This window comes from Sulfuritalea sp., assembly GCF_031426875.1.
In the GTDB taxonomy this organism is placed as follows: domain Bacteria; phylum Pseudomonadota; class Gammaproteobacteria; order Burkholderiales; family Rhodocyclaceae; genus Sulfuritalea.
Genome location: NZ_JASJPC010000007.1, coordinates 90,149 through 116,221, shown reverse-complemented (window position 1 = coordinate 116,221; position 26,073 = coordinate 90,149). Strand labels below are relative to the sequence as shown.

24 protein-coding genes and 1 tRNA gene are annotated in these 26,073 nt (G+C 61.0%); 22 read left to right on the top strand and 3 right to left on the bottom strand.

Features of this window, described 5'->3' with window-relative positions; genetic code table 11:
* The first annotated feature begins 179 nt into the window (after nucleotides 1-179).
* On the top strand, nucleotides 180-1,148 hold the full coding sequence (locus tag RMO95_RS03530; RefSeq protein WP_310449208.1) for an acetyl-CoA carboxylase carboxyltransferase subunit alpha: 969 nt from the start codon (nucleotides 180-182) through the stop codon (nucleotides 1,146-1,148).
* A gap of 7 nt (nucleotides 1,149-1,155) precedes the next feature.
* Entirely contained in the window at nucleotides 1,156-2,085 is a 930-nt protein-coding gene (gene tilS, locus RMO95_RS03525; protein WP_310449207.1) for a tRNA lysidine(34) synthetase TilS, read from the top strand.
* Here the strand turns inward: tilS and RMO95_RS03520 are convergent.
* Together RMO95_RS03520 and RMO95_RS03515 are read right to left on the bottom strand one after the other, a co-directional pair.
* Nucleotides 2,082-2,699, bottom strand: a complete 618-nt coding sequence (locus tag RMO95_RS03520; RefSeq protein WP_310449206.1) for a response regulator transcription factor — start codon at nucleotides 2,697-2,699, stop codon at nucleotides 2,082-2,084. The two genes, tilS and RMO95_RS03520, sit on opposite strands and share 4 nt — an antisense overlap.
* Complete coding sequence (locus RMO95_RS03515; RefSeq protein WP_310449205.1) at nucleotides 2,696-4,663, bottom strand: PAS domain S-box protein; 1,968 nt, start codon at nucleotides 4,661-4,663, stop codon at nucleotides 2,696-2,698. The genes RMO95_RS03520 and RMO95_RS03515 overlap by 4 nt, the downstream gene beginning before the upstream one ends.
* A 151-nt stretch (nucleotides 4,664-4,814) precedes the next feature.
* Between RMO95_RS03515 and RMO95_RS03510 the strand changes: the two genes are divergently transcribed.
* The 19 genes from RMO95_RS03510 to RMO95_RS03420 all read left to right on the top strand — a co-directional run bounded on the left by RMO95_RS03510 (nucleotide 4,815) and on the right by RMO95_RS03420 (nucleotide 23,620).
* Nucleotides 4,815-5,819, top strand: a complete 1,005-nt coding sequence (locus RMO95_RS03510) for a TRAP transporter substrate-binding protein (protein ID WP_310449204.1) — start codon at nucleotides 4,815-4,817, stop codon at nucleotides 5,817-5,819.
* A gap of 101 nt (nucleotides 5,820-5,920) precedes the next feature.
* A complete protein-coding gene (locus RMO95_RS03505; protein WP_310449203.1) occupies nucleotides 5,921-6,661 on the top strand; it encodes a TRAP transporter small permease in 741 nt (246 codons plus the stop codon).
* Nucleotides 6,658-7,941 carry a TRAP transporter large permease subunit gene (locus RMO95_RS03500; RefSeq protein ID WP_310449202.1) on the top strand — a complete coding sequence of 428 codons (1,284 nt, stop codon included), beginning with the start codon at nucleotides 6,658-6,660 and terminating at the stop codon, nucleotides 7,939-7,941. The genes RMO95_RS03505 and RMO95_RS03500 overlap by 4 nt, the downstream gene beginning before the upstream one ends.
* Nucleotides 7,942-8,104: 163 nt before the next feature.
* A complete protein-coding gene (ndk, locus tag RMO95_RS03495; RefSeq protein ID WP_041097610.1) occupies nucleotides 8,105-8,530 on the top strand; it encodes a nucleoside-diphosphate kinase in 426 nt (141 codons plus the stop codon).
* A gap of 6 nt (nucleotides 8,531-8,536) precedes the next feature.
* Nucleotides 8,537-9,661, top strand: coding sequence for a 23S rRNA (adenine(2503)-C(2))-methyltransferase RlmN (rlmN, locus tag RMO95_RS03490; RefSeq protein ID WP_310449201.1), 1,125 nt, complete (start codon nucleotides 8,537-8,539; stop codon nucleotides 9,659-9,661).
* Nucleotides 9,658-10,446, top strand: a complete 789-nt coding sequence (gene pilW, locus RMO95_RS03485) for a type IV pilus biogenesis/stability protein PilW (RefSeq protein WP_310449200.1) — start codon at nucleotides 9,658-9,660, stop codon at nucleotides 10,444-10,446. The genes rlmN and pilW overlap by 4 nt, the downstream gene beginning before the upstream one ends.
* Complete coding sequence (locus tag RMO95_RS03480) at nucleotides 10,439-11,299, top strand: helix-turn-helix domain-containing protein (RefSeq protein ID WP_310449199.1); 861 nt, start codon at nucleotides 10,439-10,441, stop codon at nucleotides 11,297-11,299. The genes pilW and RMO95_RS03480 overlap by 8 nt, the downstream gene beginning before the upstream one ends.
* A complete protein-coding gene (gene ispG / locus RMO95_RS03475; RefSeq protein WP_409574921.1) occupies nucleotides 11,296-12,540 on the top strand; it encodes a flavodoxin-dependent (E)-4-hydroxy-3-methylbut-2-enyl-diphosphate synthase in 1,245 nt (414 codons plus the stop codon). The genes RMO95_RS03480 and ispG overlap by 4 nt, the downstream gene beginning before the upstream one ends.
* Before the next feature lie 76 nt (nucleotides 12,541-12,616).
* Nucleotides 12,617-13,924: a histidine--tRNA ligase gene (gene hisS, locus RMO95_RS03470; protein WP_310449197.1), complete on the top strand. Its 1,308-nt coding sequence runs from the start codon at nucleotides 12,617-12,619 to the stop codon at nucleotides 13,922-13,924.
* Nucleotides 13,911-14,576 carry a tetratricopeptide repeat protein gene (locus tag RMO95_RS03465; protein ID WP_310449196.1) on the top strand — a complete coding sequence of 222 codons (666 nt, stop codon included), beginning with the start codon at nucleotides 13,911-13,913 and terminating at the stop codon, nucleotides 14,574-14,576. Before hisS ends, RMO95_RS03465 begins: the two co-directional genes overlap by 14 nt.
* The gene (bamB, locus tag RMO95_RS03460; RefSeq protein WP_310449195.1) at nucleotides 14,573-15,733 is read left to right on the top strand and encodes an outer membrane protein assembly factor BamB; all 1,161 of its coding nucleotides are present in this window, start codon (nucleotides 14,573-14,575) and stop codon (nucleotides 15,731-15,733) included. Before RMO95_RS03465 ends, bamB begins: the two co-directional genes overlap by 4 nt.
* A 48-nt stretch (nucleotides 15,734-15,781) precedes the next feature.
* A complete protein-coding gene (gene der / locus RMO95_RS03455) occupies nucleotides 15,782-17,101 on the top strand; it encodes a ribosome biogenesis GTPase Der (RefSeq protein ID WP_310449194.1) in 1,320 nt (439 codons plus the stop codon).
* A gap of 222 nt (nucleotides 17,102-17,323) precedes the next feature.
* Nucleotides 17,324-17,560, top strand: coding sequence for an RNA chaperone Hfq (gene hfq / locus RMO95_RS03450; protein WP_310449193.1), 237 nt, complete (start codon nucleotides 17,324-17,326; stop codon nucleotides 17,558-17,560).
* 45 nt (nucleotides 17,561-17,605) lie between these two features.
* Nucleotides 17,606-18,721: a ribosome rescue GTPase HflX gene (gene hflX, locus RMO95_RS03445; RefSeq protein ID WP_310449192.1), complete on the top strand. Its 1,116-nt coding sequence runs from the start codon at nucleotides 17,606-17,608 to the stop codon at nucleotides 18,719-18,721.
* Between the two features lie 67 nt (nucleotides 18,722-18,788).
* A complete protein-coding gene (gene hflK / locus RMO95_RS03440) occupies nucleotides 18,789-20,057 on the top strand; it encodes an FtsH protease activity modulator HflK (protein ID WP_310449209.1) in 1,269 nt (422 codons plus the stop codon).
* A 59-nt stretch (nucleotides 20,058-20,116) separates the two neighbouring features.
* On the top strand, nucleotides 20,117-20,932 hold the full coding sequence (gene hflC / locus RMO95_RS03435) for a protease modulator HflC (RefSeq protein ID WP_409574922.1): 816 nt from the start codon (nucleotides 20,117-20,119) through the stop codon (nucleotides 20,930-20,932).
* Between the two features lie 21 nt (nucleotides 20,933-20,953).
* Nucleotides 20,954-21,139, top strand: a complete 186-nt coding sequence (locus RMO95_RS03430) for a DUF2065 domain-containing protein (RefSeq protein ID WP_310449190.1) — start codon at nucleotides 20,954-20,956, stop codon at nucleotides 21,137-21,139.
* Nucleotides 21,140-21,144: 5 nt separating this feature from the next.
* Entirely contained in the window at nucleotides 21,145-22,308 is a 1,164-nt protein-coding gene (locus RMO95_RS03425; RefSeq protein ID WP_310449189.1) for an ATP phosphoribosyltransferase regulatory subunit, read from the top strand.
* Between the two features lies 1 nt (nucleotide 22,309).
* Nucleotides 22,310-23,620, top strand: a complete 1,311-nt coding sequence (locus RMO95_RS03420) for an adenylosuccinate synthase (protein ID WP_310449188.1) — start codon at nucleotides 22,310-22,312, stop codon at nucleotides 23,618-23,620.
* 74 nt (nucleotides 23,621-23,694) lie between these two features.
* On the opposite strand, the gene RMO95_RS03415 is transcribed toward RMO95_RS03420, so the two are convergent.
* Nucleotides 23,695-23,779 (bottom strand) — tRNA-Leu (locus RMO95_RS03415).
* Between the two features lie 41 nt (nucleotides 23,780-23,820).
* Between RMO95_RS03415 and rnr the strand changes: the two genes are divergently transcribed.
* Nucleotides 23,821-26,058, top strand: coding sequence for a ribonuclease R (gene rnr / locus RMO95_RS03410; protein WP_310449187.1), 2,238 nt, complete (start codon nucleotides 23,821-23,823; stop codon nucleotides 26,056-26,058).
* Nucleotides 26,059-26,073: the final 15 nt, after the last annotated feature.

Genomic DNA, 26,073 nt, shown 5'->3' with positions numbered 1-26,073 from the left:
CGCCGATGATATTGCACTTCACCGTGTGAGAAAGTAGGTCAACGCCAGACTCCCCATAAAAACCCCCTCCGGATTGCCGGTAGGGGGTTTTTGACTTTGGGGGAACGGAAATTTGCCTCGTGTGTTCCGTCACGGATTCCCCGTGAAAAATTGCTGTTGCCGCCTGCTAAAATGGCTTCATGAAAACAAGCTTTCTGGAGTTCGAACAGCCGATCGCGGAACTTGAAGCGAAGATTGAACAACTGCGCTTCGTACAGGACGATTCGGCGGTCGACATTTCCGAGGAGATTTCCCGCCTCGACGCAAAGAGTCAAAGTCTCACCAAAGACATCTATGCGAAGCTCACCCCATGGCAATGCGCCTTGGTTGCGCGACATCCGCAGCGGCCGTACACGCTGGACTATCTGCAACTGGTATTCACCGACTTTCAGGAACTTCACGGCGATCGCAATTACGCCGATGATCACGCGATTGTCGGCGGCTTGGCCCGCTTCAACGGACAATCGTGCATGGTGATTGGCCACCAGAAGGGCCGTGATACGAAGGAAAAGATTCATCGCAATTTCGGCATGCCACGCCCCGAGGGATACCGAAAGGCGCTGCGCCTGATGCGGCTGGCCGAAAAATTCGGACTTCCGATTTTTACCTTTGTCGATACCCCAGGGGCATATCCCGGCATCGATGCAGAAGAGCGAGGGCAGTCGGAGGCGATCGGCCGCAACCTGGCGGTCATGACCGAGTTGAAGGTTCCGTTGATTGCCACGGTGATCGGCGAGGGTGGCTCCGGCGGCGCCTTGGCAATCGCCGTTGCCGACGTACTCGCCATGCTTCAGTATTCGACGTATTCCGTAATCTCTCCCGAAGGATGTGCGTCGATTCTTTGGAAAAGTGCCGAGCGTGCCGGCGACGCGGCCGAGACGATGGGCATTACGGCACCTCGCCTCAAGTCTCTGGGTTTGATCGATCGCATCATCAACGAGCCGGTCGGCGGCGCCCATCGCGACTATCGCCTTATCGCGCAGAATGTCAAAAAGTCTCTGCAAGAAGCACTCAAGCAGCTTGCCGGTTTGTCGTCAAGCGAGCTCATCGAGCGGCGCTTCGATCGTTTGATGAGTTATGGCCGCTTCAAGGAACAGGCCATTCACTGAGGCCGTCTTGCAGGCTGTCGCCGCCTGCCTTTCCCGGTACGTCAGGCAGAATCAGTCGCTCGTCGTGGCTTATTCCGGCGGACTCGATTCGACCGTGCTGCTGCACGTCGCAAATCGGTTGGCGGACAGTGTCAGTTGCGATTTGTCGGCGCTTCACGTTCATCATGGGCTCAGCGCGAATGCCGATGCCTGGGCCGAATCCTGCGCGAGTTTCTGTCGGGCGCAAGAAATTTCGCTTACGGTGATTCGGGTCGATGTACCGCGTTGCAGCGGCGAGGGCATGGAAGCTGCGGCGCGCCGTGTTCGGCACCAGGCTTTCGATGCGCATCCCGCCGACTGGATTCTTCTTGCTCACCATGCCGATGATCAGGCCGAAACCGTGCTGCATAACCTGCTGCGTGGCGCCGGGGTGCGTGGTGCGGCGGCGATGCCGGAGGGACGCGGGCGCCTGATGCGACCCCTCCTGGGACTAGGGCGCGCCGCTTTGTTTGCGTATGCGAAACACCATCAACTGACATGGATCGATGACGAGAGCAACGCGGACACGCGATATACAAGAAATTTTCTGCGACGTGAGATTCTTCCGTTGATTAGTTCGCGCTTTCCGCGGGCAAACGAGCATCTTGCTGCTGCAGCAGGCCGGTTCGGCGCGGCCGACTCCTTGCTTGATGATCTGGCCTGTCTGGATCTTGGCGATTGTCCCGCCGAATTTCCCCTGTCACGGAAGCTGTTTCGGGAGATGTCCGACCCCCGCGCCAGAAATCTGTTGCGGGCCATGCTGAAATGGCACCATGTTCAGCCGCCGGACGAGGCACGACTCACAGAGTTCGTACGTCAGTTACTGACCGCGGGCAGTGATCGGCATCCGCGCATCGACCTCGAGCGCTATTCGCTGTGGTGCGAGGCCGGCAAGCTGCATTTCAGAAACCTGGTTTAGTAATCCCGGGCGTCGCCGAGCACACCAAGGACTTGTGACAACTCGACCGCCGAGCGCACCTGCATCTTCTCGAAAATATGGGATCGATGGACCTCGACGGTGCGCATCGCGATACTGAGTTCGTCGGCGATGACCTTGTTCAGCTTACCCGCCAGTATCAGCTGCATCACTTCCTGTTCGCGCTGAGTGAGCTGCGCCAGTCTTTGCTGCAATAGCAGGAGCGATCCATCCTTCGCGTAGCGCCGTGTGTCATGGTCGATTGCGGCCAGGACCTTGTCTACGAGCGCATTGTCGTCGTAAGGTTTTTCAATAAAATCGAACGCACCGTCCTTTAGCGCCTGCACCGCCATGGGTACATCACCGTGACCGGTCAGAAAGATGACGGGAAGGCGGCACTTGAGCGCTCGTAGCCGGTCGAATAACTCTATTCCGCTCATGCCGGGCATTCGCACATCGAGCAGCAGACAGCCGCACAGCTTGGGGCTGACAAAGTCGAGAAAGGCTTCCCCGGACTCCCAGGTCCGCGAGGCAACACATCGCGACTGCAACAGCCATTGCAGGGCATCGCGTACCGCCGCGTCGTCGTCGACTATTTGTACCGTGGGCGAGTTCATTGCATAGCGAGAGGCAGCAGAATGCGGAACGTCGTTCCCCCTCCGGGGTTGCTCTCGAACGACAATCTACCCCGGTGATTTTCTACTACTGAGCGGCAGATTGCCAGTCCCATGCCCATGCCTTCAGCCTTGGTGGAAAACAGTGGATCAAACAGTTTGTCGACAGCGCCAGGGTCGATTCCGCAACCGCGATCGGCAATCGTTAGCCGGGCATAACCTTCGGCACAGTTCAGTCCGATCGATATCTGTCGCAGCTCGGGACCGCTGTCCTGCATCGAATCGATTGCATTGCGCAACAGATTGAAGAGTACCTGCTCGATCAGCACGGGATCACCGTCCACTACGACGTGATCCAGCAGATCAAGCGTCATGCGGATGCCGTTCTGGCGGATGTCCGCGTCCAGCAGACCCAGTGCCGCATCTATGCGTTCTCCGAGAAGGATCTTCTCGAAGCGATTTCCGCTTGGGCGGACGAGGCTGTATATACGGCGTATGACTTGTCCTGCGCGCCAAGCCTGCTCCACCGCCTTGTCCAATGCGGGCAAGACTTCCGTTGCCGGCGCATGGTTGCGCAGGAGATTTGACGCGCCGGTACAGTAGCTCGATATGGCTGCCAAGGGCTGGTTCAATTCATGCGCAATGCTCGATGCCATTTCGCCGACCGCTACCAGGCGTGCCGTCGATTGCAGGCGATCCTGTTGCTGTCGGGCACGTTCTGCCGCCTGCTTGCGCTCGGTAATGTCCACCATCGATCCCATCCAGCCCGAATGTTGGCCGCGCGCATCGATCAGGGGCGCTTCATGGATCAGGACATCGATGACTTCTCCACTACGGCGTTTGAACTTCAACTCGAAGCCCTCTCCGGGGCCTTCCCCGGCAAGCACGCGATCGTGAATCGCACGGGTTTCGTCCAGATAGTCGTCGACCCAGTAGGGCATGGGTGGGCGACGACCTATTAGCTCGGATGCGGACCAGCCGATCATGCGGCAGAAAGCCGGATTGACGTAAATAATCTCTCCGTCGAGATTTCGCGCCCGCATCCCCGTATCGAGAGAGTCTTCCATTGCCTTGCGGAATGCATGTTCCTGGCGCAGCTGTTCCTCGACGGCTTGGCGACGGAGCACGTGGCGACGCAAAATCCAGAGGCTCCCCAGCACGATCATGGCAAGTATCACCAGGCTGGTCGACAACAGTACGCTCGCCAGCGGTCTTGGCGCGTGGTAGGGCACGGCATGCAGGGCAAGTCCCCAGCCTGGTGGGTCGAAGGCGACCTGGTAGCCCTCGTCGGTAACGGCGGACTCGATCTTCGATCGCGTTCCAAGAATCTTGCCTGAGTCACCCACGATGCTGATGCGATAGCGTTCCGCGAGCCACCACGGGACGCTATCGCCGAGGATATCCCGCACTCGGTAGATGCCGACTGCCACCCCGACGACCCTTCCCTCTCGTGACACCGGGACATGAACCTCGAATTGCCAATCGTTGGTAAAGAAAGGATACGCCGCACTGTAGACCGGCTTTCCCAACGATCGCGCCAGGCGGAAGCTTTGTCGCGAAGGCATTGCTTCGATCGCCTCACCCACCAGATTGGGATCCATTGCCGCCGGATGGGCCTGTACGATTTTTCCTTCCGGGTCGAGCCAAATCACTTGCCGCAGGCCACTCTCGAAGCCAAACAGCGTCCTGGCGAAGGTTTCGAAGGCCTTCCCATCGGATGTATGGACAAGATCGATTCGTCCGAGTAGTTCCTCGTTCCGAGTCAGATGGAAGCGCAGGTTCTGTTCCAGCCACAGGATGTCGCTGATCAAGGTTGTGCGCCTCTCCTCCTTGTCGGCGCGATCGGACATCCAGAGCAGCAACGCCACGCCGCCAACGAACAGAATAAAGGCCAGCCGGGGTAATATCCACAGCCAGCGCCAGCGACTGGTTCGCTCTGGTAACGGCGCTTGCGTTGGGGGTTTCATGGCGCGATGTTAGCGCGCCTCGCAAGTCAAGGTGATGTTTGCGGAAATCCACAATAGCCAGTAGTCCGTACTCTGCGGAAAATGCGCGGACCGCAACGCACCTTGGCGTGCGGCTTGATTGATGTAGGCAAAATATCCAGGAGGATTCAAAATGAAAATTCGCACAGCGTTTATCGGCCTTGTAGCCGCGACTTTCTCGGCGATAGCGATGGCCCAGGCGCCGATCGTGATCAAGTTCAGCCATGTGGTGGCGGCCGATACGCCGAAGGGCAAGGCCTCGGAATTCTTCGCCAAGAAGGCGGCGGAACTGACCAAGGGCAAGGTCAAGGTCGAGGTCTATGCCAACAGCGCCTTATACAAGGACAAGGAAGAGATGGAAGCGCTGCAACTGGGCGCGGTACAGATGCTGGCACCGTCGCTGGCAAAGTTCGGCCCGCTCGGCGCCAAGGAATTCGAAGCTTTCGATTTGCCTTACATCTTTGATAACACGGCCGAACTCCACAAGATCACGCAGGGTCCTGTCGGCGCCTCATTGCTGGCCAAACTGGAACCCAAGGGCATCAAGGGGCTGGCATTCTGGGACAACGGGTTCAAGTCCTTCTCGGCCAACAAGCCGCTGATGTCTCCGGCGGATTTCAAGGGCCTCAAGATGAGGATCCAGTCCTCGAAGGTGCTGGAATCGCAGATGCGCGCCCTGGGCGCCTTGCCTCAGGTTATGGCCTTCTCCGAGGTCTATCAGGCGCTGCAGACCGGCGTGGTGGACGGCACCGAGAATCCGCACTCGAATCTCTACACACAAAAGATGCATGAAGTGCAAAAGCACATGACCTTGACCGAGCATGGCTACCTGGGCTACGCGGTGATCACCAACAAGAAATTCTGGGATGGACTGCCGGGCGACGTTCGCGGCCAGCTGGAGCAGGCAATGAAGGAGGCGACCGTGTATGCCAATGGAATCGCCAAGTCGGAAAACGATGGTGCTCTCGACAAGATCAAGGCGTCGGGGAAAACCCAAGTCCATACGCCGACCGCTGCTGAGCGCACCGCGTTCAAGAAAGCTTTGGTGAAGACCCATGCGGATATGGAGTCGCGCATCGGCAAGGAGACTATCCAGTCGATCTACAAAGAGACTGGCTTCGATCCGAGCAAGCTGTAAGCCGTCACGCAATACTCAGCCGGCGCAGCAACGCGCCGGCGGTTTTTGCAAAACCCAACATTTCGGTCGGCAGGCACGTCGCTGCTCGGGGAGTTCACCACATGAAATATCTCGATCGCCTTGAGGAATTGATCATTACCTTCCTCATGGGCGCCGCGACGCTGATCATTTTCGTCGCGGTGATCCATCGCTACGCCGCCGGAATGAGCATCCCCGGTCTGCAGGATTGGCTGCTGGCCCTCGATCTGGGCTGGGCGCAGGAACTGACCATCATCATGTTCGTCTGGATGGCAAAGTTCGGTGCCGCCTACGGCGTACGTACCGGTATTCACGTCGGTGTCGATGTGCTGATCAACCGGCTCGACGAAAGGATGCGAAAGAAATTCATAATCTTCGGCCTGCTCGCCGGAGCGACCTTCACCGGCATCGTGGGAACGCTGGGGGCCTATTTTGTCTGGGAAAACGGTGCACATTATGCGTTTCTTACTCTGACGGGAATGCCTGTCGGCGACATTCCCCAAGGACCGACGACGCCGGATCTCGAATGGCCGACCTGGATGGTTTATTCGGCGATCCCTCTCGGCACCAGCCTGATGTGCTTCCGCTTTCTGCAAGTGCTCGTCGGTTTCCTCAAGACCGGCGAGTTGCCGCATCACGATCACGGCCACGTCGATGGCCTTGAAGAGGAGACGGTGCCGGTGGACGTCGATTTCTATGGTCTGGATGACAACCTGCATATGCGCGACCTCAAGCACTCCATGGTTGGCGATGATCGCCGCAAGGTGGCTGCGCCGGTCGATCCGGATCGACGCAAGATCGATCTCGGAGGCGAGCCGAAATGAACGCGACCATCATTTTTCTGCTGCTCCTGGCTCTGATGCTTACAGGCATGCCGATTTCGATTTCCCTCGGCCTTACCGTGCTCAGTTTTCTATTTCTATTCACGCATGTGCCGCTGGAGTCCGTGGCGCTGAAGCTGTTCACGGGCATCGAGAAGTTCGAGATCATGGCGATTCCGTTCTTCATCCTCGCCGGCAACTTCCTGACTCACGGCGGGGTGGCGAAACGCATGATCCGGTTCGCTTCGTCGATGGTCGGACACTGGTACGGCGGCCTCGGCTTATCCGGCGTGGTTGCCTGCGCCTTGTTCGCGGCGATTTCCGGCTCTTCCCCGGCGACGGTGGTGGCGATCGGCTCTATCCTGCTGCCGGCCATGGTCAAGGCGGGCTTTCCGAACAAGTTCGGCGCCGGCGTGATCACCACCTCGGGCGCACTGGGCATCCTGATTCCGCCATCGATCGTGATGGTCATGTACTCGGTGGCGACCAATACCTCGGTCGGCGCCTTGTTCATGGCGGGGGTCGTGCCAGGACTTGGCCTGGCTCTGACTTTGGGTGCGGTGACCTACTACCGTGCGCGAAAGTATGACTATCCGCGCTTGCCCAAGGCGTCCTTTGCCGAGCGCTTCAAGACTTTCCGCGAATCCGCCTGGGGCCTGCTGCTGATCGTCATCGTCATGGGCGGCATCTACAGCGGCATGTTCACGCCGACAGAGGCGGCGGCGATGAGCGCGGTCTACGCGTTCTTTGTGGCGGTTTTCGTCTACAAGGACCTCGGGATAAAGGACGTCCCGCGCGTGCTGCTCAATTCGGCCAACATGTCGGCGATGCTGCTCTACATCATCACCAATGCCGTACTGTTCTCCTTCATCATGACCAACGAGAACATTCCGCAGGCGCTGGCCGACTGGATGTTGGGCCACGGCCTGGGCATGATCACCTTCCTGCTCGCCTGCAACGTCATCCTGCTGCTGGCCGGCAACTTCATGGAACCGTCCTCGATCGTACTGATCTTCGCGCCGATACTTTTCCCGGTGGCGGTCAAGCTGGGCATCGATCCGGTGCACTTCGGCATCATGATGGTGGTGAACATGGAAGTCGGGATGTGCCATCCGCCGGTCGGCCTCAACCTCTATGTGGCGTCGGGTATTACCAAGATGGGGATTACCGAACTGACGGTTGCGGTTTGGCCTTGGCTGCTTGCCATGCTTGGCTATTTGGTGGTTGTGACCTATTGGCCGGGCCTGTCGCTCTGGTTCCCGCGTTACTTGGGCATGATGTAAAGATTCTTCGCGTCAGCGACAAGGGCCCGGCATCGCCGGGCCCTTGTTTTTTGTGGGCACAGACCCGGTGCCAGCCGGGTTTCGGGTAAGAAACTGAGCTAAAATATCACGTTAGCTTTTTGACTGACAAAGACTTGTAGTTCAACCTGTTCTGGAGAAAGTAATGGCTGTCGAACGCACCCTGTCGATCATCAAACCCGATGCAGTTGCAAAGAACGTGATCGGCAAGATTTATTCCCGCTTCGAGACGAACGGTCTCAAGATCGTCGCCGCGCGCATGATTCATCTCTCGCGCCAGGAGGCCGAAGGATTTTATGCCGTGCACAAGGCGCGTCCCTTCTTCAAGGATCTGGTCGAATTCATGATTTCAGGTCCGGTCATGGTTCAGGTCCTGGAAGGCGAAGGTGCCATTGCCAAGAACCGCGACCTGATGGGCGCCACCGATCCGAAGAAGGCCGAGGCCGGCACCATCCGCGCCGATTTTGCCGACAGCATCGATGCCAATGCCGTGCACGGCTCCGACGCGGCGGAAACCGCCGCCGTCGAGATCGCCTATTTCTTCCCGGCGCTGAATGTCTACTCGCGTTAAATTGCGATGACCGTCAACCTCCTCGATTTCGATGCCGAAGGCCTGACAGCCTGGTTCGCGCAGCAGGGCGAAAAGCCCTTTCGCGCACGCCAGGTGCTGCGCTGGATGCATCATTTCGGGGAGAGCGACTTCAATGCGATGACCGACATCGCCAAGTCGCTGCGCGAGAAACTCCTCGCAACCGCCACCGTATCGCCACCGCCAACTATCAGCGACAAGCTGTCGGATGACGGTACGCGCAAGTTTCTGTTCGACGTCGGCAACCGCAATGCGGTGGAAACCGTTTTCATCCCTGAGGATGACCGCGGCACACTCTGCATTTCGTCCCAGGCCGGTTGCGCGCTCGAATGCGCCTTCTGCTCCACCGGTCGCCAGGGTTTCAACCGCAACCTCACCACGGCCGAGATCATCGGCCAGTTGTGGCAGGCCAATCGCGCGCTGGGGCGTGATCCGGCGAGCGGCAACTGCGGCGAGCGCCTCATCAGCAATGTCGTTCTGATGGGCATGGGCGAACCCCTGGCCAACTTCGACAATCTGGTGCCGGCGCTGCGCCTGATGCTGGACGACAACGCCTACGGCCTGTCGCGGCGGCGCGTCACGGTATCGACTTCCGGCATCGTGCCGGCCATGGATCGCCTGGCCGAGGCCTGTCCGGTCGCCCTGGCAGTTTCCCTGCATGCGCCGACCGACGGCCTGCGCGACAAACTGGTGCCGATCAACCGCAAGTATCCGCTCGCCGAGCTCATGGCCGCATGTCAGCGCTATTTGCTGCATGCGCCGCGCGACTTCATCACCTTCGAATACGTGATGCTCGATGGCGTCAATGACAGCGATGCCGATGCGCGCGCACTGTTGCATCTGGTGCGTGACGTTCCCTGCAAGTTCAACCTGATTCCTTTCAATCCCTTTCCGGCTTCCGGCTTTCATCGCTCTCCGGCCGAACGGGTCAGGCGCTTCGCCTCCATTCTTATCAACGGTGGCATCGTCACCACGACGCGCAAGACGCGCGGCGACGACATCGATGCAGCTTGCGGGCAACTCGCCGGCAAGGTGCAGGACAAGTCGCGACGCGTACTGCGTGCCGCGGCCTCCGATACCCGCACCACTGCCGGAGTCGAACTGCACCCATGAACAAGACCCTAGTCGCGATTTGGACGGCACTACTGCTGGCCGGCTGCACGGCAACCGGGGGCGGCTCCGGCCAGAGTGCGCAACAGGCGGTCTCCGCTCAGCCGGCGGAAAACGAGCAACAGCAGCGCGCCAAGGTGCATACCGAACTCGGGTCCTTGTACATGCTCGATGGTCGTTCCGCGATTGCACTCGAGGAAGCGCGGATTGCGCTTTCGGCCGATCCCAATTACGCACCTGCATACAATCTGCTGGGCCTCACTCACATGGTGCTCAACGAAACCCGGCTGGCTGAGGAAAGCTTTCAGAAGGCCCTGCGCCTGGCGCCAGGCGATCCGGAAATCAGCAACAACTACGGCTGGTTCCTCTGTCAGAGCGGCCGCGAGCAACTTTCAATAAGCCATTTCATGGCAGCAGCGCAGAATCCGCTGTACACGACACCGACCAAGCCCTACACCAATGCCGGCATATGCTCGCTGCGCCTGAAGCAAGACAAGGCGGCTGAAGACTATCTGCTGACCGCGTTGCGCCTGTCGCCGACCAATACCCAGGCGCTGTTCTGGCTGGCCGATATCGCCTATCGTAAGGGGCGCCATTCCGAGGCGCGGCAGTGGACCACGGATATCGAGAAAATGATGGAACCCACTGCCGAGGTGATCTGGCTCGCTTTGCGTATCGAGCGGAAATTGGGCAATCGCGAGGCGGAGGCGCGCTATGCGACGCAATTGCGGCGTCGGTTCCTCGGTTCGCCGGAACAGCGTTTGTTGGCGCAGGGGCAATATGACTGAAGCGCGGGCGCTTGAGGGCCTGGACACCGAACCGGCAGCGTTGGACGAGGTGGAGCTTGTCGAGTCACCCGAGTCGAACACGCCGGGGTTCGTGCTGCGCCGGGCGCGTGAGTCGCGCGGTCAGTCGATTGCCGATGTCGTGCAAGTGATACGCTTCAGCGCGCGGCAGATCGAGGCACTCGAGCGGGATGATTACGCCAGCCTGCCGGGCTCGACTGCGGTGCGTGGCTTGGTGCGCAACTATGCCAAGTTTCTCAAGCTCGATGCAGCACCCTTGCTCGCCCAGCTTGATCCGGCCGTGCCGGTACCCGAGGCCGATGTACGTCCGCCTACCAACATGGGCGAAGCTGAGCATTCGAATTTCATCGAGCAGATTCCCCCCAAACTCATTGCTGTCGGCGTCCTTCTCGTCGTGCTGGTGTTGGCCGCCTACTGGTATTTGACCTTGGCGGGTAACGAGGGCTTGACGCTGCGCCTGCTCGGTACGGATGGTGCTGTTGCCGTGGCCCCGCCCAGTCAGCTTGCTGCCCCAGCTCCGGCGCCGGTCGCCGTCGCGCCGGCACCCGTGCCCGAGAACCAGCCCGAAAGCTCCAGCGCCGTGTCGGGTGCGCCGTCGTCCGGCGGCCTGCGGGTTGAATTCGATGATCGTTCCTGGATCGAGATTCGCGACGCGACACAAAAGATCGTGTATGTCGGCGAGTACCCGGCGGGTACGCGGCAGAACGTCGAAGGCAAGGCGCCGTTCCAGGTCTGGATCGGCAAGGCCTCCGGTGTTCGCCTGTTCATGGGCGAGCGCAGCATCGATCTCAAACCGCACACCCGCGAAGAAGTCGCCCGGTTCAGCCTGGAATGAGCATGCAGTCAAGAGAGTCGACCGCGCGGCGCGCGAGCCGTCTCGCCATGGTGGGAACAGTTGGCGTTGGCGGCACGGCGCCGATCGTGATCCAGTCGATGACCAACACCGATACCGAGGACGTATTCGCCACTTCGATGCAGGTGGCGCAACTGGCGCGTGCCGGCTCGGAACTGGTGCGCATTACGGTCAATACGCGCGAAGCAGCCGCTGCGGTGCCGAAGATCCGCGAGCGTCTGGCGCAGATGAATGTCGACGTGCCGCTGATCGGAGATTTCCATTTCAATGGCCACAAGCTGCTGACCGAGCATCCGGCTTGTGCCGAGGCCCTGGCCAAGCTGCGCATCAATCCCGGCAACGTCGGCAAGGGCGCCCGGCGCGACGAGCAGTTTGCGCAGTTGATCGAAATCGCCTGCAAGTTCGACAAGCCGATCCGCATCGGCGTGAATTGGGGTAGCCTCGATCAGGCCCTGCTGGCCCGCATCATGGACGAGAACGCCAGGCGCCCCGAGCCGAAGGATGCCACCGAGATCATGCGCGAGGCGATGGTCACCTCCGCCCTGGAGTCGGCGGCGCAGGCCGAGCAAGTCGGTCTGCCCGGCGATCGCATCGTGCTTTCGTGCAAGGTCTCAGGCGTGCAGGACCTGATCGCGATTTACCGCGAACTGGCAGCGCGCTGCGACTACCCCCTGCATCTGGGATTGACCGAAGCCGGCATGGGCAGCAAGGGCATCGTGGCCTCCACGGCTGCGCTCAGCGTGCTGTTGCAGGAAGGCATCGGCGACACGATACGCGTGTCGCTGACGCCCGAACCGAACGGCGACCGCACGCGCGAAGTCATCGTCGCCCAGGAAATCCTGCAGACCATGGGCCTGCGCGCCTTCACTCCACTCGTGGCAGCCTGTCCCGGTTGCGGACGCACCACCAGCACAGTGTTCCAGGAATTGGCGCAGGACATCCAGAGCTATGTGCGGGAGCGCATGCCGGAATGGCGCCTGGCGCGCGTGGGTGTCGAGAACATGACGCTGGCCGTGATGGGCTGCGTGGTCAATGGGCCCGGCGAAAGCAAGCACGCCAGCATCGGCATCTCGCTGCCCGGCACCGGCGAAGCGCCGGTGGCGCCGGTGTATGTCGACGGCGAACGGGTCATCACGCTGCGCGGCGACAACATCGCCGCCGAATTCCGCGTCATCGTCGACGATTACGTGACGAAGAAATATCCAGAAAGGCAAAACCATTAGCCACAGAGGTCACAGAGGACACAGAGAAAGACGTTTTCCTCTGTGATCTCTGTGTCCTCTGTGGCAAAAAGATTTTATGAGCCAAACCCTGCAAGCCATCCGCGGCATGAACGACATCCTGCCGGTCGACGCCGAACTCTGGGAGCAGTTCGAGGAAGCCGTGCGCGACTGGTTGCGCGCCTATGGCTACCGCCCGATCCGCATGCCCATGGTGGAGCCGACGCCGCTGTTCGCGCGCGCCATCGGCGCCGTGACCGACATCGTCGAGAAGGAAATGTATTCCTTCGAGGATGCGCTGAACGGCGAAAGCCTGACGCTGCGTCCGGAGGGCACGGCGTCCTGCGTGCGCGCCGTGCTGCAGCACAATCTGCTCTACGACGGCCCCAAGCGGCTGTGGTACATGGGGCCGATGTTCCGCCACGAACGCCCGCAGAAGGGCCGCTATCGCCAGTTCCATCAGGTGGGCGTGGAGGCCATGGGCTTTGCCGGCCCCGACATCGATGCCGAGCAGATTGCAATGTGCGCGCGTCTGTGGGACGACCTCGGGCTCAATGGCATCCGGCTCGAAATCAACTCGCTCGGTCAGAGCGATGAGCGCGCACGCCACCGTGCCGATCTGCTCGCCTATCTCGAAGCTCACCACGACCAGCTCGATGCCGATGCCCAGCGCCGCCTGCACAGCAATCCGCTGCGCATCCTGGATACCAAGAATCCCGCCTTGCAGGCCCTGGTCGAGGCGGCACCGAAGCTGATCGACTATCTCGGCGAGGAATCGCTGAAGCACTTCGAGGGCGTGCAGCAACTGCTCAAGGATGCGGTGATTCCTTATCGCATCAACCCGCGCCTGGTGCGCGGCTTGGACTACTACAACCTCACGGTGTTCGAGTGGGTCACCGATCAGCTCGGCGCGCAAGGCACGGTCTGCGCGGGCGGCCGCTACGACGGACTGGTCGCGCAACTCGGCGGCAAGCCTGCGCCGGCCTGCGGCTTCGCCATGGGCATCGAGCGCCTGCTGGCGCTGTGGCAGGATCAGGGCCATCGCCACGAAACCCCGGCACCCGATGCCTATCTCGTGCATCAGGGCGAGGCCGCCGGTCGCTTTGCCTTTCGCGTCGCGGAAGCCTTGCGCAGCGCCGGTTTCGCGATCCATTTGCACTGCGGTGGCGGCAGCTTCAAGTCGCAAATGAAAAAGGCCGACAGTTCCGGCGCGCAGCTTGCGCTGATAGTTGGCGATGACGAGACGGCGGCCAATGCCGTCAGCGTGAAACCGCTGCGCTCGGGGCTCGACCAGCCCGCAACGCAGGTTCGCGTGAGTTTCGACGATCTGGCCGATCATCTCGGCGATATTCTTTTCCCCCTGGAAGACGACAATGGCAACCTATGACCTGGAAGAACAGGAACAGCTCGACGAGCTGAAAACCTGGTGGACGATGTACGGCAATCTGGTGACCGGAATACTGGTCGTCGTGGCGCTGGCCGTGGCGGGATGGCAGGGCTGGAACTGGTGGCAGCGACAGCAGGCGGTCAAGGCCTCGGCGGTGTATTCCAGCCTGCAGACCGCGGCGATGCAGCGGGACGCCAAGCGTGCGCGCGAACTCGCCGGTGAATTGATCGACAAGTATTCCCTTACGGCCTATGCCGGCATGGGGGCGCTGCTGGCGGCGCGGGTACAGGTGGATGCGGGCGACGGGAAGAATGCCCGTGTGCAACTGGCCTGGGCGGCGGAGAATGCCAAGGATCCCGGGCTGCGCGAACTGGCCCGACTGCGACTGGCGGCGGTGATGCTCGATGAGAAGGCCTACGACGAAGCCACGAAGCAGCTCGCCGCCGAACCGACGCCTGCATTTGCGCCGCGCTTCGCCGAATTGCGCGGCGACGTGTTCGCTGCGCAAGGCAAGATCGCCGAGGCGCGCAATGCCTATGACAATGCGCTGGAGAAATTCGACGCCCTGGCCAAGGATGACGAGGCGCGCCAGCGCGGCGGCTACAAGGAAGTGATCCAGGCCAAGCGCGACGCGCTCGGGGCGGCCAAGTGAGCGTGCCCGTGGCGCCGGTGAAGTTGCTGGCGGTGCTTGCCGCGCTGGCCTTGGGCGCCTGCTCGACGGTGGAGAAGCTGAACCCTTTCGGTTCCAGCGGACCCAAGGTCAAGCCGGCCGAACTCGCTCCGATCCAATCGACGGCGGAACTGAGGAGCGCATGGCAGGCGAGCGTCGGCAGTGCCGGTGAATTCGCGTTTTCGCCTGCCGTGGTGGGCGATAGCGTCTATGCGGCAGCGCGCGACGGCGCCATCGCTCGCTTCGATGGCGGACGCCAGGTCTGGCGCATTGTCGCCGGCCAGCCGATTTCCGGGGGCGTCGGCAGCGACGGCAAACTGGTCGTGGTCGGTACCCCGAAGGGCGAAGTGCTGGCCTTCGATGCCGCCAACGGCCGCGAATTGTGGAAGGCGCGCGTCAGCTCGGAAGTGTTGGCGGCACCGGCCGTGACCGAGGGGCTGGCCATCGTTCGTTCAGGCGATTCGCGCATCTTCGGTTTCGACGCGGTGGACGGCAAGCGGCGCTGGGTCTATCAGCGCAGCACGCCGACACTGTCGCTGCGTTCCAATGTCGGCGTGGTGACCGCCGGCAAAGTGACGTTGGCTGGGTTCCCGGGCGGCAAACTGGTGGCGATCGCCAACAACAACGGTGCCGCTGTCTGGGAAGTGACGGTCGCCTTGCCCAAGGGCGCAACCGAACTGGAGCGCGTCGCCGACGTCACCAGTTCCCCTGTGGTGAGCGGCAGTACCGTCTGCGCCGCAGCCTTCCAGGGGCGAGCCGCCTGCTTTGACAGCAACACTGGCAATACCCTCTGGTCGCGCGAGATGTCCTCCAGCGCCGGCCTCGACATCGACAATCGCTATGTCTACGTCACCGACGACAAAGGGGCGGTGCATGCGCTCGACCGCACCAGCGGTGCCAGCATCTGGAAGCAGGACAAGCTGACCCTGCGCAGCCTGTCGCGGCCGCTGGCGCTTGGCAGCTATGTCGCCGTCGCCGACTATCAGGGCGTGGTGCACTTGTTGCGGCGCGAAGACGGCGCTTTTGCCGCGCGCGCCACGACCGACGGCAGCGCGGTGCGTGCCGAGCCGGTGCGTTTCGGCGCCGGTTTTCTGGTGCAGACCGCGAATGGTGGCTTGTATGCGCTCGAAGCGCGTTAGTCTTTTGTATCTCCGTCACACAGATAACGCCGCGGGTGTCGGCTTAGCATGAAACCAACCCTGGTGATCGTCGGTCGGCCGAATGTCGGCAAATCGACGCTGTTCAATCGTCTCACGCGCTCGCGCGATGCGCTGGTGGCCGATCAGCCGGGACTGACCCGGGATCGTCATTATGGGCACGGCCGTCTCGGCAACAAGCCCTATCTCGTGGTCGATACCGGCGGTTTCGAGCCGCAGGCCAAGGAAGGCATCGTTCTCGAAATGGCGCGCCAGGCCGAGGCGGCGATTGCCGAAGCCGACGTGTTGATTTTCCTGGTCGACGTGCGCACCGGTCTCGCGCCGCAGGACAAGGTTATCGCCGAACTGCTGCGCCGCAGCGGGCGCCCCGTGCTGCTTGCCGCGAACAAGGGCGAAGGCATGGACCGCGCGGTGGTGGCCGCGGAGTTCTATGAACTCGGCTGCGGCGATCCCTGCGTGATTTCCTCGGCTCACGGCGAGGGCGTGCGCGAATTGGTCGAGCTTGCGCTGGCGCCATTTCCCGAGCACAGCGAAGCGGACGATGCCGCGGCGGGTCCCCGAGTCGCCATCGCCGGCCGTCCCAATGTCGGCAAGAGCACCTTCGTCAACACCCTGCTCGGCGAGGAGCGTGTGATCGCCTTCGACATGCCGGGCACCACGCGCGATGCCATCGAGGTGCCGTTCGAACGCAATGGCCGCGCCTATACCCTGATCGATACGGCGGGACTGCGCCGCAAGGGACGCGTCTTCGAGACCATAGAAAAATTCTCGGTGATCAAGACCCTGCAGGCCGTCGAGGAGGCCAACGTGGTGGTGCTGATGGTCGATGCCACCCAGGAAATCTCCGACCAGGACGCGCACATCGCGGGTTTCATCATCGATGCCGGACGGGCGCTGGTGGTCGCCGTAAACAAGTGGGATGCGGTGGATAACTACCGTCGCGAGATCATCAAGCTGGACATTGCGCGCAAGCTGAATTTCCTCGGCTTTGCCCGCGTTCATTATGTTTCCGCCCTGAAAGGGCAGGGCATCGCCGGGATATTGTCTTCGGTGGATAAGGCATACGCCGCGGCAATGGCCAAGATGTCGACCCCGAAACTCACCCGCGCGCTGATCGGCGCCGTGGAAAAACAGACGCCGCCGCGTCATGGCGCCTTCCGTCCCAAACTCCGTTACGCCCATCAGGGCGGCAGCAATCCACCCATCATCGTGATCCACGGCAATGCGCTGGAACACATCCCGGCCTCGTATACCCGCTACCTGGAGCGTTATTTTCTCGAAGCATTCAAGCTGCAGGGGACGCCGCTGCGCATTCAGTACAAGACCACCAAGAACCCCTACGTCGATTGACGCCTGCCTGCGAAGCGGCGTCCCAGGTATGCAACACACTTGTCTGCGATGAGAAATCCCGGCTATGCAGAGCCAAAGTTGGCGCTGGTGGCACGGCGACGCAAAATCGATTACAGTATTCGACTCACAAAACCAATAGACCGCAAGCGAAGTTTCAGTGAGGGCTGGCGCCAGCCTTACCGGTGTCAAGCACAGCGGCCGCAACTATAAGGATTACCCATCATGAGTAATAAAGGGCAAATGCTACAAGACCCGTTTCTGAACACTTTGCGTCGTGAACATGTTCCGGTTTCCATCTACCTCGTCAATGGCATCAAACTGCAGGGGCAGATCGAGTCCTTCGACCAGTATGTTGTTCTGCTCAAGAATACGGTGACCCAGATGGTATACAAGCACGCCATTTCGACGGTCGTGCCTGCGCGTCCAGTCAGTTTTGCCCAGGATCCCGAAGCCGATTGACCGCAATCTGCCGCCGCCGGCGAGCGCCATGAGGCCATCGCCCTGATGTTCGAGCGTCCCGCCAGCGGCGAGAATGCGGTTCTGGTGCAACTTGATTTCGGCGAAGGCGACTTCGCCGAGCGTCTCTCGGAGTTCAAACTGCTGGTCGCAAGCGCCCGCGCGCGCCCGCTTGCGGTAATTTTCGGCAAACGCGCAAGGCCAGACCCTGCGCTGTTTGCCGGCAAGGGCAAGGTCGCCGAGATCGGCGAGGCGGTGCGCCTGCACGAAGCCGATGTCGTGGTGTTCAACCATGAGTTGTCGCCCGGCCAGCAACGCAACCTCGAGCGCACCCTGGAATGCCGCGTGGTAGACCGCAGCAGTCTGATTCTGGATATCTTTGCCCTGCGGGCCAAGAGCCACGAGGGCAAGCTCCAGGTCGAACTCGCCCAGCTTCAGCATCTGGCGACCCGACTGGTGCGCGGCTGGACTCACCTCGAGCGCCAGAAGGGAGGCATCGGTCTGCGCGGTCCGGGTGAAAAGCAACTTGAAACCGATCGTCGCCTGCTCGGCAAGCGTGTCGCCTTGCTCAAGGACCGCCTGAAGCAAATGGGACGCCAGCGCGAAGTGCGCAGACGTGCGCGCACTCGCGGCGAAGTATTGGCGATCTCCCTGGTCGGCTATACCAACGCCGGCAAGAGCACTCTGTTCAACGCCTTGACCAAGGCCGGGGCCTATGCCGCCGACCAACTCTTCGCCACGCTGGATACCACTTCGCGCCGACTCTTTATCGAAGGTGCGGGGCCGATCGTGCTCTCCGATACGGTCGGCTTCATCCGCGATCTGCCGCATGCCCTGGTGGCGGCTTTTCAGGCCACGCTTGAGGAGACTGCACAAGCCGACTTGCTGTTGCATGTGGTGGATGCCGCCAGTCCCGATCGCGACCAGCAGATCAAAGCGGTAGGCGCGGTATTGAAGGAGATCGGCGCGCTCGACGTGCCGCAGATCCTGGTGTGGAACAAGCTTGACCTGACCGCGGCAAGCCCCGCGATCGAGCGTGATGACTGTGGTAACATTTCGTTCGTTCGACTCAGTGCCCGCACGGGGGCCGGGATGTCCTTGCTGCGGGAGGCACTTGCTGAAACTGCAAGTCGGCACAAGGAATTTCCCGCCGCCGCAGCCTGATGGTTCCCTGACGTACTCCTCCTTCTTTGACTACCCAATCCAAAACAACGTGATCGCCGGAATCCTCATGTCTCTCAACGACCACGGCTGGGGCAACCAGCCCGGTGGTGGCAAGCGCGGCGGCGGCAATCAAGGCCCTCCCGATCTCGAAGAACTCTGGCGCGATTTCAATCGCCGTTTGTCCGGCCTGTTTGGCAACAAGGGCGGCGGTGGCGACAATGGCGGTGGCGATTCCGGCAACCGGATGCCATCGATCAGCCCGAGGCAGTTCGGCGGTGGTATCGGCATTATCCTGATGCTGGTGGCCGTGGTCTGGCTGGGCAGCAGCTTCTATATCGTGGATGCTTCCCAGCGTGGCGTGGTACTCCAGTTCGGCCGCTTCAAGGAAACCACCGAGCCCGGTCTGCGCTGGCGCTTGCCGTGGCCGATCCAGAGCCATGAAATCGTCAATGTCACCGGTGTGCGCACGGTCGAAGTCGGCTATCGCGGCTCGGACAAGAACAAGGTTCTGAAAGAGGCGCTGATGCTGACCGACGACGAGAATATCGTCAATGTTCAGTTTGCCGTGCAGTACCTGCTTTCCGACCCGCAGGCCTATTTGTTCAACAACCGTCATCCTGATGATACTGTCATGCAAGCGGCGGAAACCGCGATTCGCGAAGTGGTCGGCAAGAACAAGATGGACTTCGTGCTTTATGAGGGACGCGACCAGATCGCGGCGAATACGCAAAAGCTGATTCAGGATATTCTCGATCGCTACAAGACCGGCATTCTGATCCGATCGGTGAATATGCAGGGCACGCAGCCGCCGGAGCAGGTGCAGGCCGCCTTCGACGATGCGGTCAAGGCGGGGCAGGACCGCGAGCGGCAGAAGAACGAGGGCCAGGCCTACGCCAACGACGTGATTCCACGTGCGCGCGGCGCGGCCTCTCGCTTGATGGAGGAGGCCACCGGCTACCGTCAGCGCATCATCGTTACCGCCGAGGGCGATGCTTCGCGCTTCAAGCAGATCCTCACGGAATACAGCAAGGCGCCGGAAGTGACCCGCAGCCGCATGTACCTAGAAACCGTGCAGCAGGTGTACGCCAATACCAGCAAGGTGATGATCGATGCCAAGGGACCGGGGAACCTGCTCTATCTGCCGCTCGACAAACTGATGCAGGCAACTGCTGCCTCCGCTCCGCCGGCGGCCGCGGAAACCGCCGCAGTTCCACGCGGTCTCGTATCGGGATCAGCTGCGGCTACGCTGGATGCGCCGCCGCAGAACGAGCGCTCGGCGCCGGGTGATGCGCGGGCGCGCGGCAATCTTGGCTCGCGCGAACGGGGAGAACGTTGATGCAGCGCCATTTGTCGTTTGTCGCTTCATTCATATTCGGCCTACTCGTGTTGTTTGCGATGACGATTTTTACGGTCGACCAGCGTCAGTTCGCGATCATTTTCCAGCTGGGCGAAATCAAGGAAGTCGTTTCCGAGCCCGGACTCGCGTTCAAGTGGCCGCTGATCCAGAACGTGCGGATTTTCGACAAGCGCATTCTGACCATGGATTCGCCCGAACCGGAACGCTTCCTGACTGCCGAGAAAAAGCCGGTGCTGGTGGATTCATTTGTCAAATGGCGCATCCACGACGTCAAGCAATACTACATCTCGGTCGGCGGCGATGAGATGCTGGCCCGGACGCGGCTGTCGCAAACCGTCAATTCGGGCCTGCGCGAAGAGTTCGGCCGGCGCACGGTGCATGACGTGGTCTCCGGAGCTCGCGACGACATCATGGTTTCGGTAAAGAAGAAGGCCGATGCCGACATGCGCACGATCGGGGTGGAAATTGTCGACGTTCGCCTGAAGCGGGTCGACCTGCCGCCGGAAGTATCCGAATCGGTTTATCGCCGAATGGAAACCGAGCGCAAGCGGGTGGCCAATGAGTTGCGTTCCGAGGGGGCTGCGGAAGCCGAAAAGATCAAGGCCAACGCCGATCGTCAGCGCGAAGTGATCCTGGCCGAGGCCTATCGCGATGCACAGAAAATCAAGGGCGAGGGCGATGCCAAGGGTGCCGCAATCTACAATCGCGCCTTCGGCGAGAACCCCGAGTTCTATGCCTTCTATCGCAGTCTCGAAGCCTATCGTGGCAGCTTCAAGAGCAAGACTGACCTTCTCGTCGTCGAACCCAATTCCGAGTTCTTCAAGTATCTGAAGAGCAGCGGCAAGGGCAAGTGATTCGGGCAGGTGCGGCTTGAAATGCTGAATACCTTGCTGCTGGCTTTCGCCCTGATGCTGGTGATCGAAGGTCTCATGCCCTTTCTCGTGCCGCGCGTCTGGCGCGATACCTTCCGCCGTGTGACTGAACTGAGCGACGGGCAGATTCGCTTCATAGGATTGTCGTCGATGCTGGTCGGCGTCGTCCTGCTCACCGTATTTCGCTGACTCTCATGGCAAATAGGCGCTGGCTCCTGCCTGAAGCGATTGAAGACGTGCTGCCGCACGACGCGGTTCGCATCGAGTCCTTGCGGCGCAGCCTGCTTGATGAATTCGCCCGGCACGGCTATGAGTTCGTCATCCCGCCGCTGCTTGAGTATGTCGAATCCTTGCTGACCGGCAGTTCTCACGACCTCGATTTGCGCACCTTCAAGCTGGTGGATCAGATTTCCGGTCGCAGCATGGGCGTGCGTGCCGACATCACGCCGCAGGTTGCCCGCATCGATGCCCATCTGCTGAATCGCAGGGGCGTCACGCGGCTGTGCTATTGCGGCAGCGCGCTGCACACCCTGCCGGCCGGCTTCAATGCCACCCGTGAGCCGTTGCAGATCGGGGCCGAACTATACGGTCACGGAGGCCTGGAGGCAGACATCGAGGTGATTCGTCTGCTGGCGACCTCGCTCGGGATCTGCAATATCACCGCATCGCGCTTCGATCTCGGCCACGTTGCCGTGTTCCGCGCGTTGACCCGGAGTGCGGGTCTGGCGCCGCAGGCAGAAGAGGACCTGTTTGGCGCGCTGCAAGGCAAGGATGTGCCGACGGTGCGTGAACTTGTCGCCGGCCTGGCCGATCCTGTTCGCTCCGCACTACTGGCTCTGCCCGAACTGTACGGCGACCGGCGAGTGCTGGAGCGAGCGACGCAGATCCTGCCGGCTTTGCCGGAAATTACCGCAGCCCTGTCGGACCTGCGACGACTGGCGGATGCCCTGGCCGACCTGCCCTTAAGCTTCGACCTGGCAGACTTGCGTGGTTACCATTATCACAGCGGTGCCGCCTTTGCTGCCTATTGTGCCGGCAGTGCCAGTGCCGTGGCGCTGGGCGGTCGCTATGACGATTTTGGCCGCACCTACGGCCGTGCTCGACCGGCTACCGGTTTCTCCATGGACTTGCGTGAATTGGTGCGGCTGTCACCGGATGGTGAAGCACGCGGCGCAATTCTCGCTCCATGGCCCGAGGATGACGCCTTGCACGCAGAGGCCTTGCGCCTGCGTGCGCAGGGCGAGCGCGTGGTGCTGGCCCTGCCGGGTCATGAAGGCTCCTGGCGCGAAGCTGGCTGCGACCGGATTCTGGTGCGTAGCGGCGAAGACTGGATTATTGAATCCCTGAAGGAATATTGAAATGGCAAAGAACGTCGTAGTCGTCGGCACCCAGTGGGGCGACGAGGGCAAGGGCAAGATCGTCGATTGGCTGACCGATCACTCGCAAGGTGTGGTGCGCTTTCAGGGCGGTCACAACGCGGGTCACACGCTGGTCATCGGCGGCAAGAAAACCGTGCTGCATCTGGTCCCCTCCGGCATCCTGCGCGCCGGAGTCACCTGTTACATAGGCAACGGCGTCGTGCTGTCGCCCGAGGCGCTGATCAAGGAACTCGACGAACTTACGGCGGCCGGCATCGATGCCGAGGCGCGGTTGAAGATATCCGAAGCCTGTCCATTGATCCTGCCCTACCATCAGGCCATGGACGTGGCACGTGAGGTTGCACGCGGCAGCAACAAGATCGGTACCACCGGGCGTGGCATCGGTCCCGCCTACGAGGACAAGGTTGCGCGGCGCGGCCTTCGCCTGCAGGATCTGACCAAGCCGAAGCGTTTCGCGGAGCGGCTTGGCGAAATTCTCGAATACCACAACTTCGTCCTGAAGAATTTCCATGGTGCCGAGCCCGTGGATTTCCAGCAGGTCTACGATGGCGCCATGGCCATCGCGCCACGCATGACTCGAATGATCGCCGACGTCCCGCGTGCGCTCTACGATGCGCACAAGGCCGGGGCCAATCTGTTGTTCGAGGGTGCCCAAGGCACCCTGCTCGACATCGATCACGGCACCTATCCCTTCGTTACCTCCTCCAACTGTGTGGCCGGTGCCGCCGCTGCCGGTGCCGGGGTCGGGCCGGGCATGCTGCACTACATCCTCGGCATCACCAAGGCCTATACCACGCGGGTGGGCGGCGGCCCCTTCCCGACCGAGCTGTACGATGCATTGGACAAGCAGGACCCGGTGGGCAAGCACATGGCCACCAAGGGCCACGAATTCGGCGCCACCACGGGGCGCGCGCGCCGCTGTGGCTGGTTCGATGCCGCGGCCCTGAAGCGGGCGATCCAGATCAACGGTATCTCGGGGCTATGCATCACCAAACTGGACGTGCTCGATGGCGTCGAGGAACTCAAGATCTGCACCGGTTATCGCATCAATGGCAGCATTTCCGACATTCTGCCGGTGGGTGCGGATGACCTTGCGTGTTGTGAGCCCATCTACGAGTCGCTGCCCGGCTGGAAGGGCAGCACCGTCGGCGTCAAGACGCTGGACGGGCTGCCGGCCGAGGCGCGGGCCTACATTCGGCGCATGGAAGAGCTTTGCGATGTGCCGGTGGACATGATCTCGACCGGTCCGGATCGCGAAGAGACCATCGTTCTGAGGCATCCCTTCGAATAATAGGGACAGGAAAAAGAAAGGGCCACTGGAGAAAATCCGGCGGCCCTTGCTTTTTTCGTCATCGCATTACATGCTGGTGCCCAGGAAGGGACTCGAACCCCCACGCCTCGCAGCGCTAGTACCTGAAACTAGTGCGTCTACCAATTCCGCCACCTGGGCAGGCGCGAAACGAGGCGCGAATTCTAAAGGAAAAACCCAGATTGTCAAACAAGTCACTTAGCACCCACAAACTTTCAAAAATTCGTCGGGCCGATCCGCAGTTTGAGCGGGAAAAAGCGCAGTACGAGCATCCCCTGCCGAGCCGCGAATACATCCTGCAAACTCTGACGGCCCAAGGGGCGCCCCTGGAACTCGGGCGCCTGGTCGAATTGCTCGACGTGCAGCCATTTGAACTGGAGTCATTCCAGCGCCGCTTGGGGGCCATGGCGCGCGAGGCCCAACTGATGCAGAACCGGCGCGGTGATTGGCTGATCCCGGACAAGGCGGATCTGGTGCGCGGTCGTGTTGCCGGCCATCCGGATGGTTTTGGCTTTCTGATTCCCGAAGACGGTGGTGCCGACCTGTTTCTTTCCGCCAAGGAAATGGACAAGGTGCTACACGGCGACAAGGCGATTGCCCGGGTCATCGGTGTCGATCGCAAGGGGCGGCCGGAAGGCAAGATCGTCGAAGTCACCGAGCGCGCAAACCGGTTTGTGGTCGGGCGCGTGATCGAGGAGCACGGTGTGCGCTTTGTAGTTGCCGAGAATAAACGCATCAGCCAGGATATCCTGCTGGCGCCTCCCGAGAAAGGAGCCAAGAAGGCCCTCAAGGCGCAGTCCGGGCAGGTCGTGATGATCGAACTCATCGAACAGCCGAGCAAGCACGGACAGCCGATTGGCCGCCTGGTCGAGGTACTGGGCAACTACGCTGATCCCGGGATGGAAATCGAGATCGCCCTGCGCAAGCACGAACTGCCCTACGAGTTTTCGCCGGCCGCACTGGCCGAAACGAAAAAGCTGCCGGAGGCCGTTCGCAAATCGGACTGGAAGGGTCGCGAAGACCTCACCGGCTTGCCTCTGGTGACCATCGATGGCGAGACCGCCAGGGATTTCGACGATGCGGTGTTTTGCGAACCCAAGGGCAAGGGCTTTCGCCTTGTCGTGGCGATCGCCGACGTTTCGCACTATGTGACTGCCGGCGGTGACCTGGATGGGGATGCCTACGCGCGCGGCAACTCGGTGTACTTCCCGCGGCGCGTGATTCCCATGCTGCCGGAGAAGCTCTCCAACGGCCTGTGCTCGTTGAATCCGCAGGTCGAAAGGCTGTGCATGGTGTGCGACATGGAAATTGCCGGCACGGGAGCGATCAGGCGCTACCGGTTCTATCCTGCGGTGATGTTCTCGCACGCACGCCTGACCTACGAAGAAGTTGCGGCGGCGCTGTACGAGAAGAATGCAGAGGTGCGTGCGCGTCTGGAGCCGCTGTTGCCCCATCTGGAGGCACTGGATCTGCTTTATCGGCAATTGGCGAAGGAACGGGTCAAGCGCGGCGCGATTGATTTCGAGACTGTCGAAACGCGCATGATTTTCGATGATCACGGCAAGATCGAACGTATCGAGCCTTACGAGCGCAACGATGCGCATCGACTGATCGAGGAATGCATGCTGGCGGCCAATGTTTGCGCATCGGAGTTTCTGCGCGAATCTGAGCATCCGTCGCTGTATCGCGTGCATGAAGGTCCGACGACGGAGCGTCTGGTCAAGCTGCGCGATTTTCTCGGCACCTTTGGTTTCCAGTTGGGCGGTGGCGGCGAGCCAAAAGCCAAGGACTACGCCAAATTACTGGAGACCATCGGCCAGCGACCCGACCGGCAACTGCTGCAAACCGTGATGTTGCGCTCATTGCGCCAAGCCATCTACAGCCCCGATAATGTCGGTCATTTCGGCCTGGCGTATGAGAGCTACACTCATTTCACGTCGCCGATTCGCCGCTATCCCGATTTGTTGGTGCATCGGGCCATAAAGTCGGCGCTGGCGGGACGGCGCTACGAGCCGGCGGCGGGGGCAACTGCGTGGGAAGAAATAGGTCTGCAATGTTCGATGACCGAGCGTCGGGCGGATGAGGCCACGCGCGACGTCGAAGCCTGGCTCAAGTGCTTCTACATGAAGGACCGGGTCGGCGAAATCTTCGAAGGCAGTATTTCTTCGGTAGTGCCCTTCGGCATATTCGTGGCGCTGGATGGGGTTTTTGTCGAAGGCCTGGTCCATGTTTCCGAACTTGGCCAGGATTATTTTCATTTCGATGAAAAGTTGCATGCCATGGTCGGCGAACGCAGCGGCAGGCGCTTCCGCCTTGCCGACCGCGTGCGTGTGCAATTGACGCGGGTCGATATGGAAGCCAACAAGATTGATTTTCGCCTTGCCGACGTGGCACCTGTACATGGCAAGGCCAGGCACTGACAGGGAAGCAGTCTG

Coding starts and splice junctions, on each gene's coding strand:
- RMO95_RS03480 (WP_310449199.1), top strand. CDS start 10,439: ATGACTGAAGCGCGGGCGCTTGAGGGCCTGGACACCGAACCGGCAGCG.
- hflK (WP_310449209.1), top strand. CDS start 18,789: ATGTCTCTCAACGACCACGGCTGGGGCAACCAGCCCGGTGGTGGCAAG.
- der (WP_310449194.1), top strand. CDS start 15,782: ATGAAACCAACCCTGGTGATCGTCGGTCGGCCGAATGTCGGCAAATCG.
- RMO95_RS03500 (WP_310449202.1), top strand. CDS start 6,658: ATGAACGCGACCATCATTTTTCTGCTGCTCCTGGCTCTGATGCTTACA.
- RMO95_RS03465 (WP_310449196.1), top strand. CDS start 13,911: ATGGCAACCTATGACCTGGAAGAACAGGAACAGCTCGACGAGCTGAAA.
- RMO95_RS03530 (WP_310449208.1), top strand. CDS start 180: ATGAAAACAAGCTTTCTGGAGTTCGAACAGCCGATCGCGGAACTTGAA.
- hflC (WP_409574922.1), top strand. CDS start 20,117: ATGACGATTTTTACGGTCGACCAGCGTCAGTTCGCGATCATTTTCCAG.
- RMO95_RS03420 (WP_310449188.1), top strand. CDS start 22,310: ATGGCAAAGAACGTCGTAGTCGTCGGCACCCAGTGGGGCGACGAGGGC.
- RMO95_RS03510 (WP_310449204.1), top strand. CDS start 4,815: ATGAAAATTCGCACAGCGTTTATCGGCCTTGTAGCCGCGACTTTCTCG.
- RMO95_RS03520 (WP_310449206.1), bottom strand. CDS start 2,699: ATGAACTCGCCCACGGTACAAATAGTCGACGACGACGCGGCGGTACGC.
- pilW (WP_310449200.1), top strand. CDS start 9,658: ATGAACAAGACCCTAGTCGCGATTTGGACGGCACTACTGCTGGCCGGC.
- ndk (WP_041097610.1), top strand. CDS start 8,105: ATGGCTGTCGAACGCACCCTGTCGATCATCAAACCCGATGCAGTTGCA.
- hflX (WP_310449192.1), top strand. CDS start 17,606: ATGTTCGAGCGTCCCGCCAGCGGCGAGAATGCGGTTCTGGTGCAACTT.
- RMO95_RS03430 (WP_310449190.1), top strand. CDS start 20,954: ATGCTGAATACCTTGCTGCTGGCTTTCGCCCTGATGCTGGTGATCGAA.
- ispG (WP_409574921.1), top strand. CDS start 11,296: ATGAGCATGCAGTCAAGAGAGTCGACCGCGCGGCGCGCGAGCCGTCTC.
- hisS (WP_310449197.1), top strand. CDS start 12,617: ATGAGCCAAACCCTGCAAGCCATCCGCGGCATGAACGACATCCTGCCG.
- RMO95_RS03505 (WP_310449203.1), top strand. CDS start 5,921: ATGAAATATCTCGATCGCCTTGAGGAATTGATCATTACCTTCCTCATG.
- RMO95_RS03425 (WP_310449189.1), top strand. CDS start 21,145: ATGGCAAATAGGCGCTGGCTCCTGCCTGAAGCGATTGAAGACGTGCTG.
- RMO95_RS03515 (WP_310449205.1), bottom strand. CDS start 4,663: ATGAAACCCCCAACGCAAGCGCCGTTACCAGAGCGAACCAGTCGCTGG.
- hfq (WP_310449193.1), top strand. CDS start 17,324: ATGAGTAATAAAGGGCAAATGCTACAAGACCCGTTTCTGAACACTTTG.
- rlmN (WP_310449201.1), top strand. CDS start 8,537: ATGACCGTCAACCTCCTCGATTTCGATGCCGAAGGCCTGACAGCCTGG.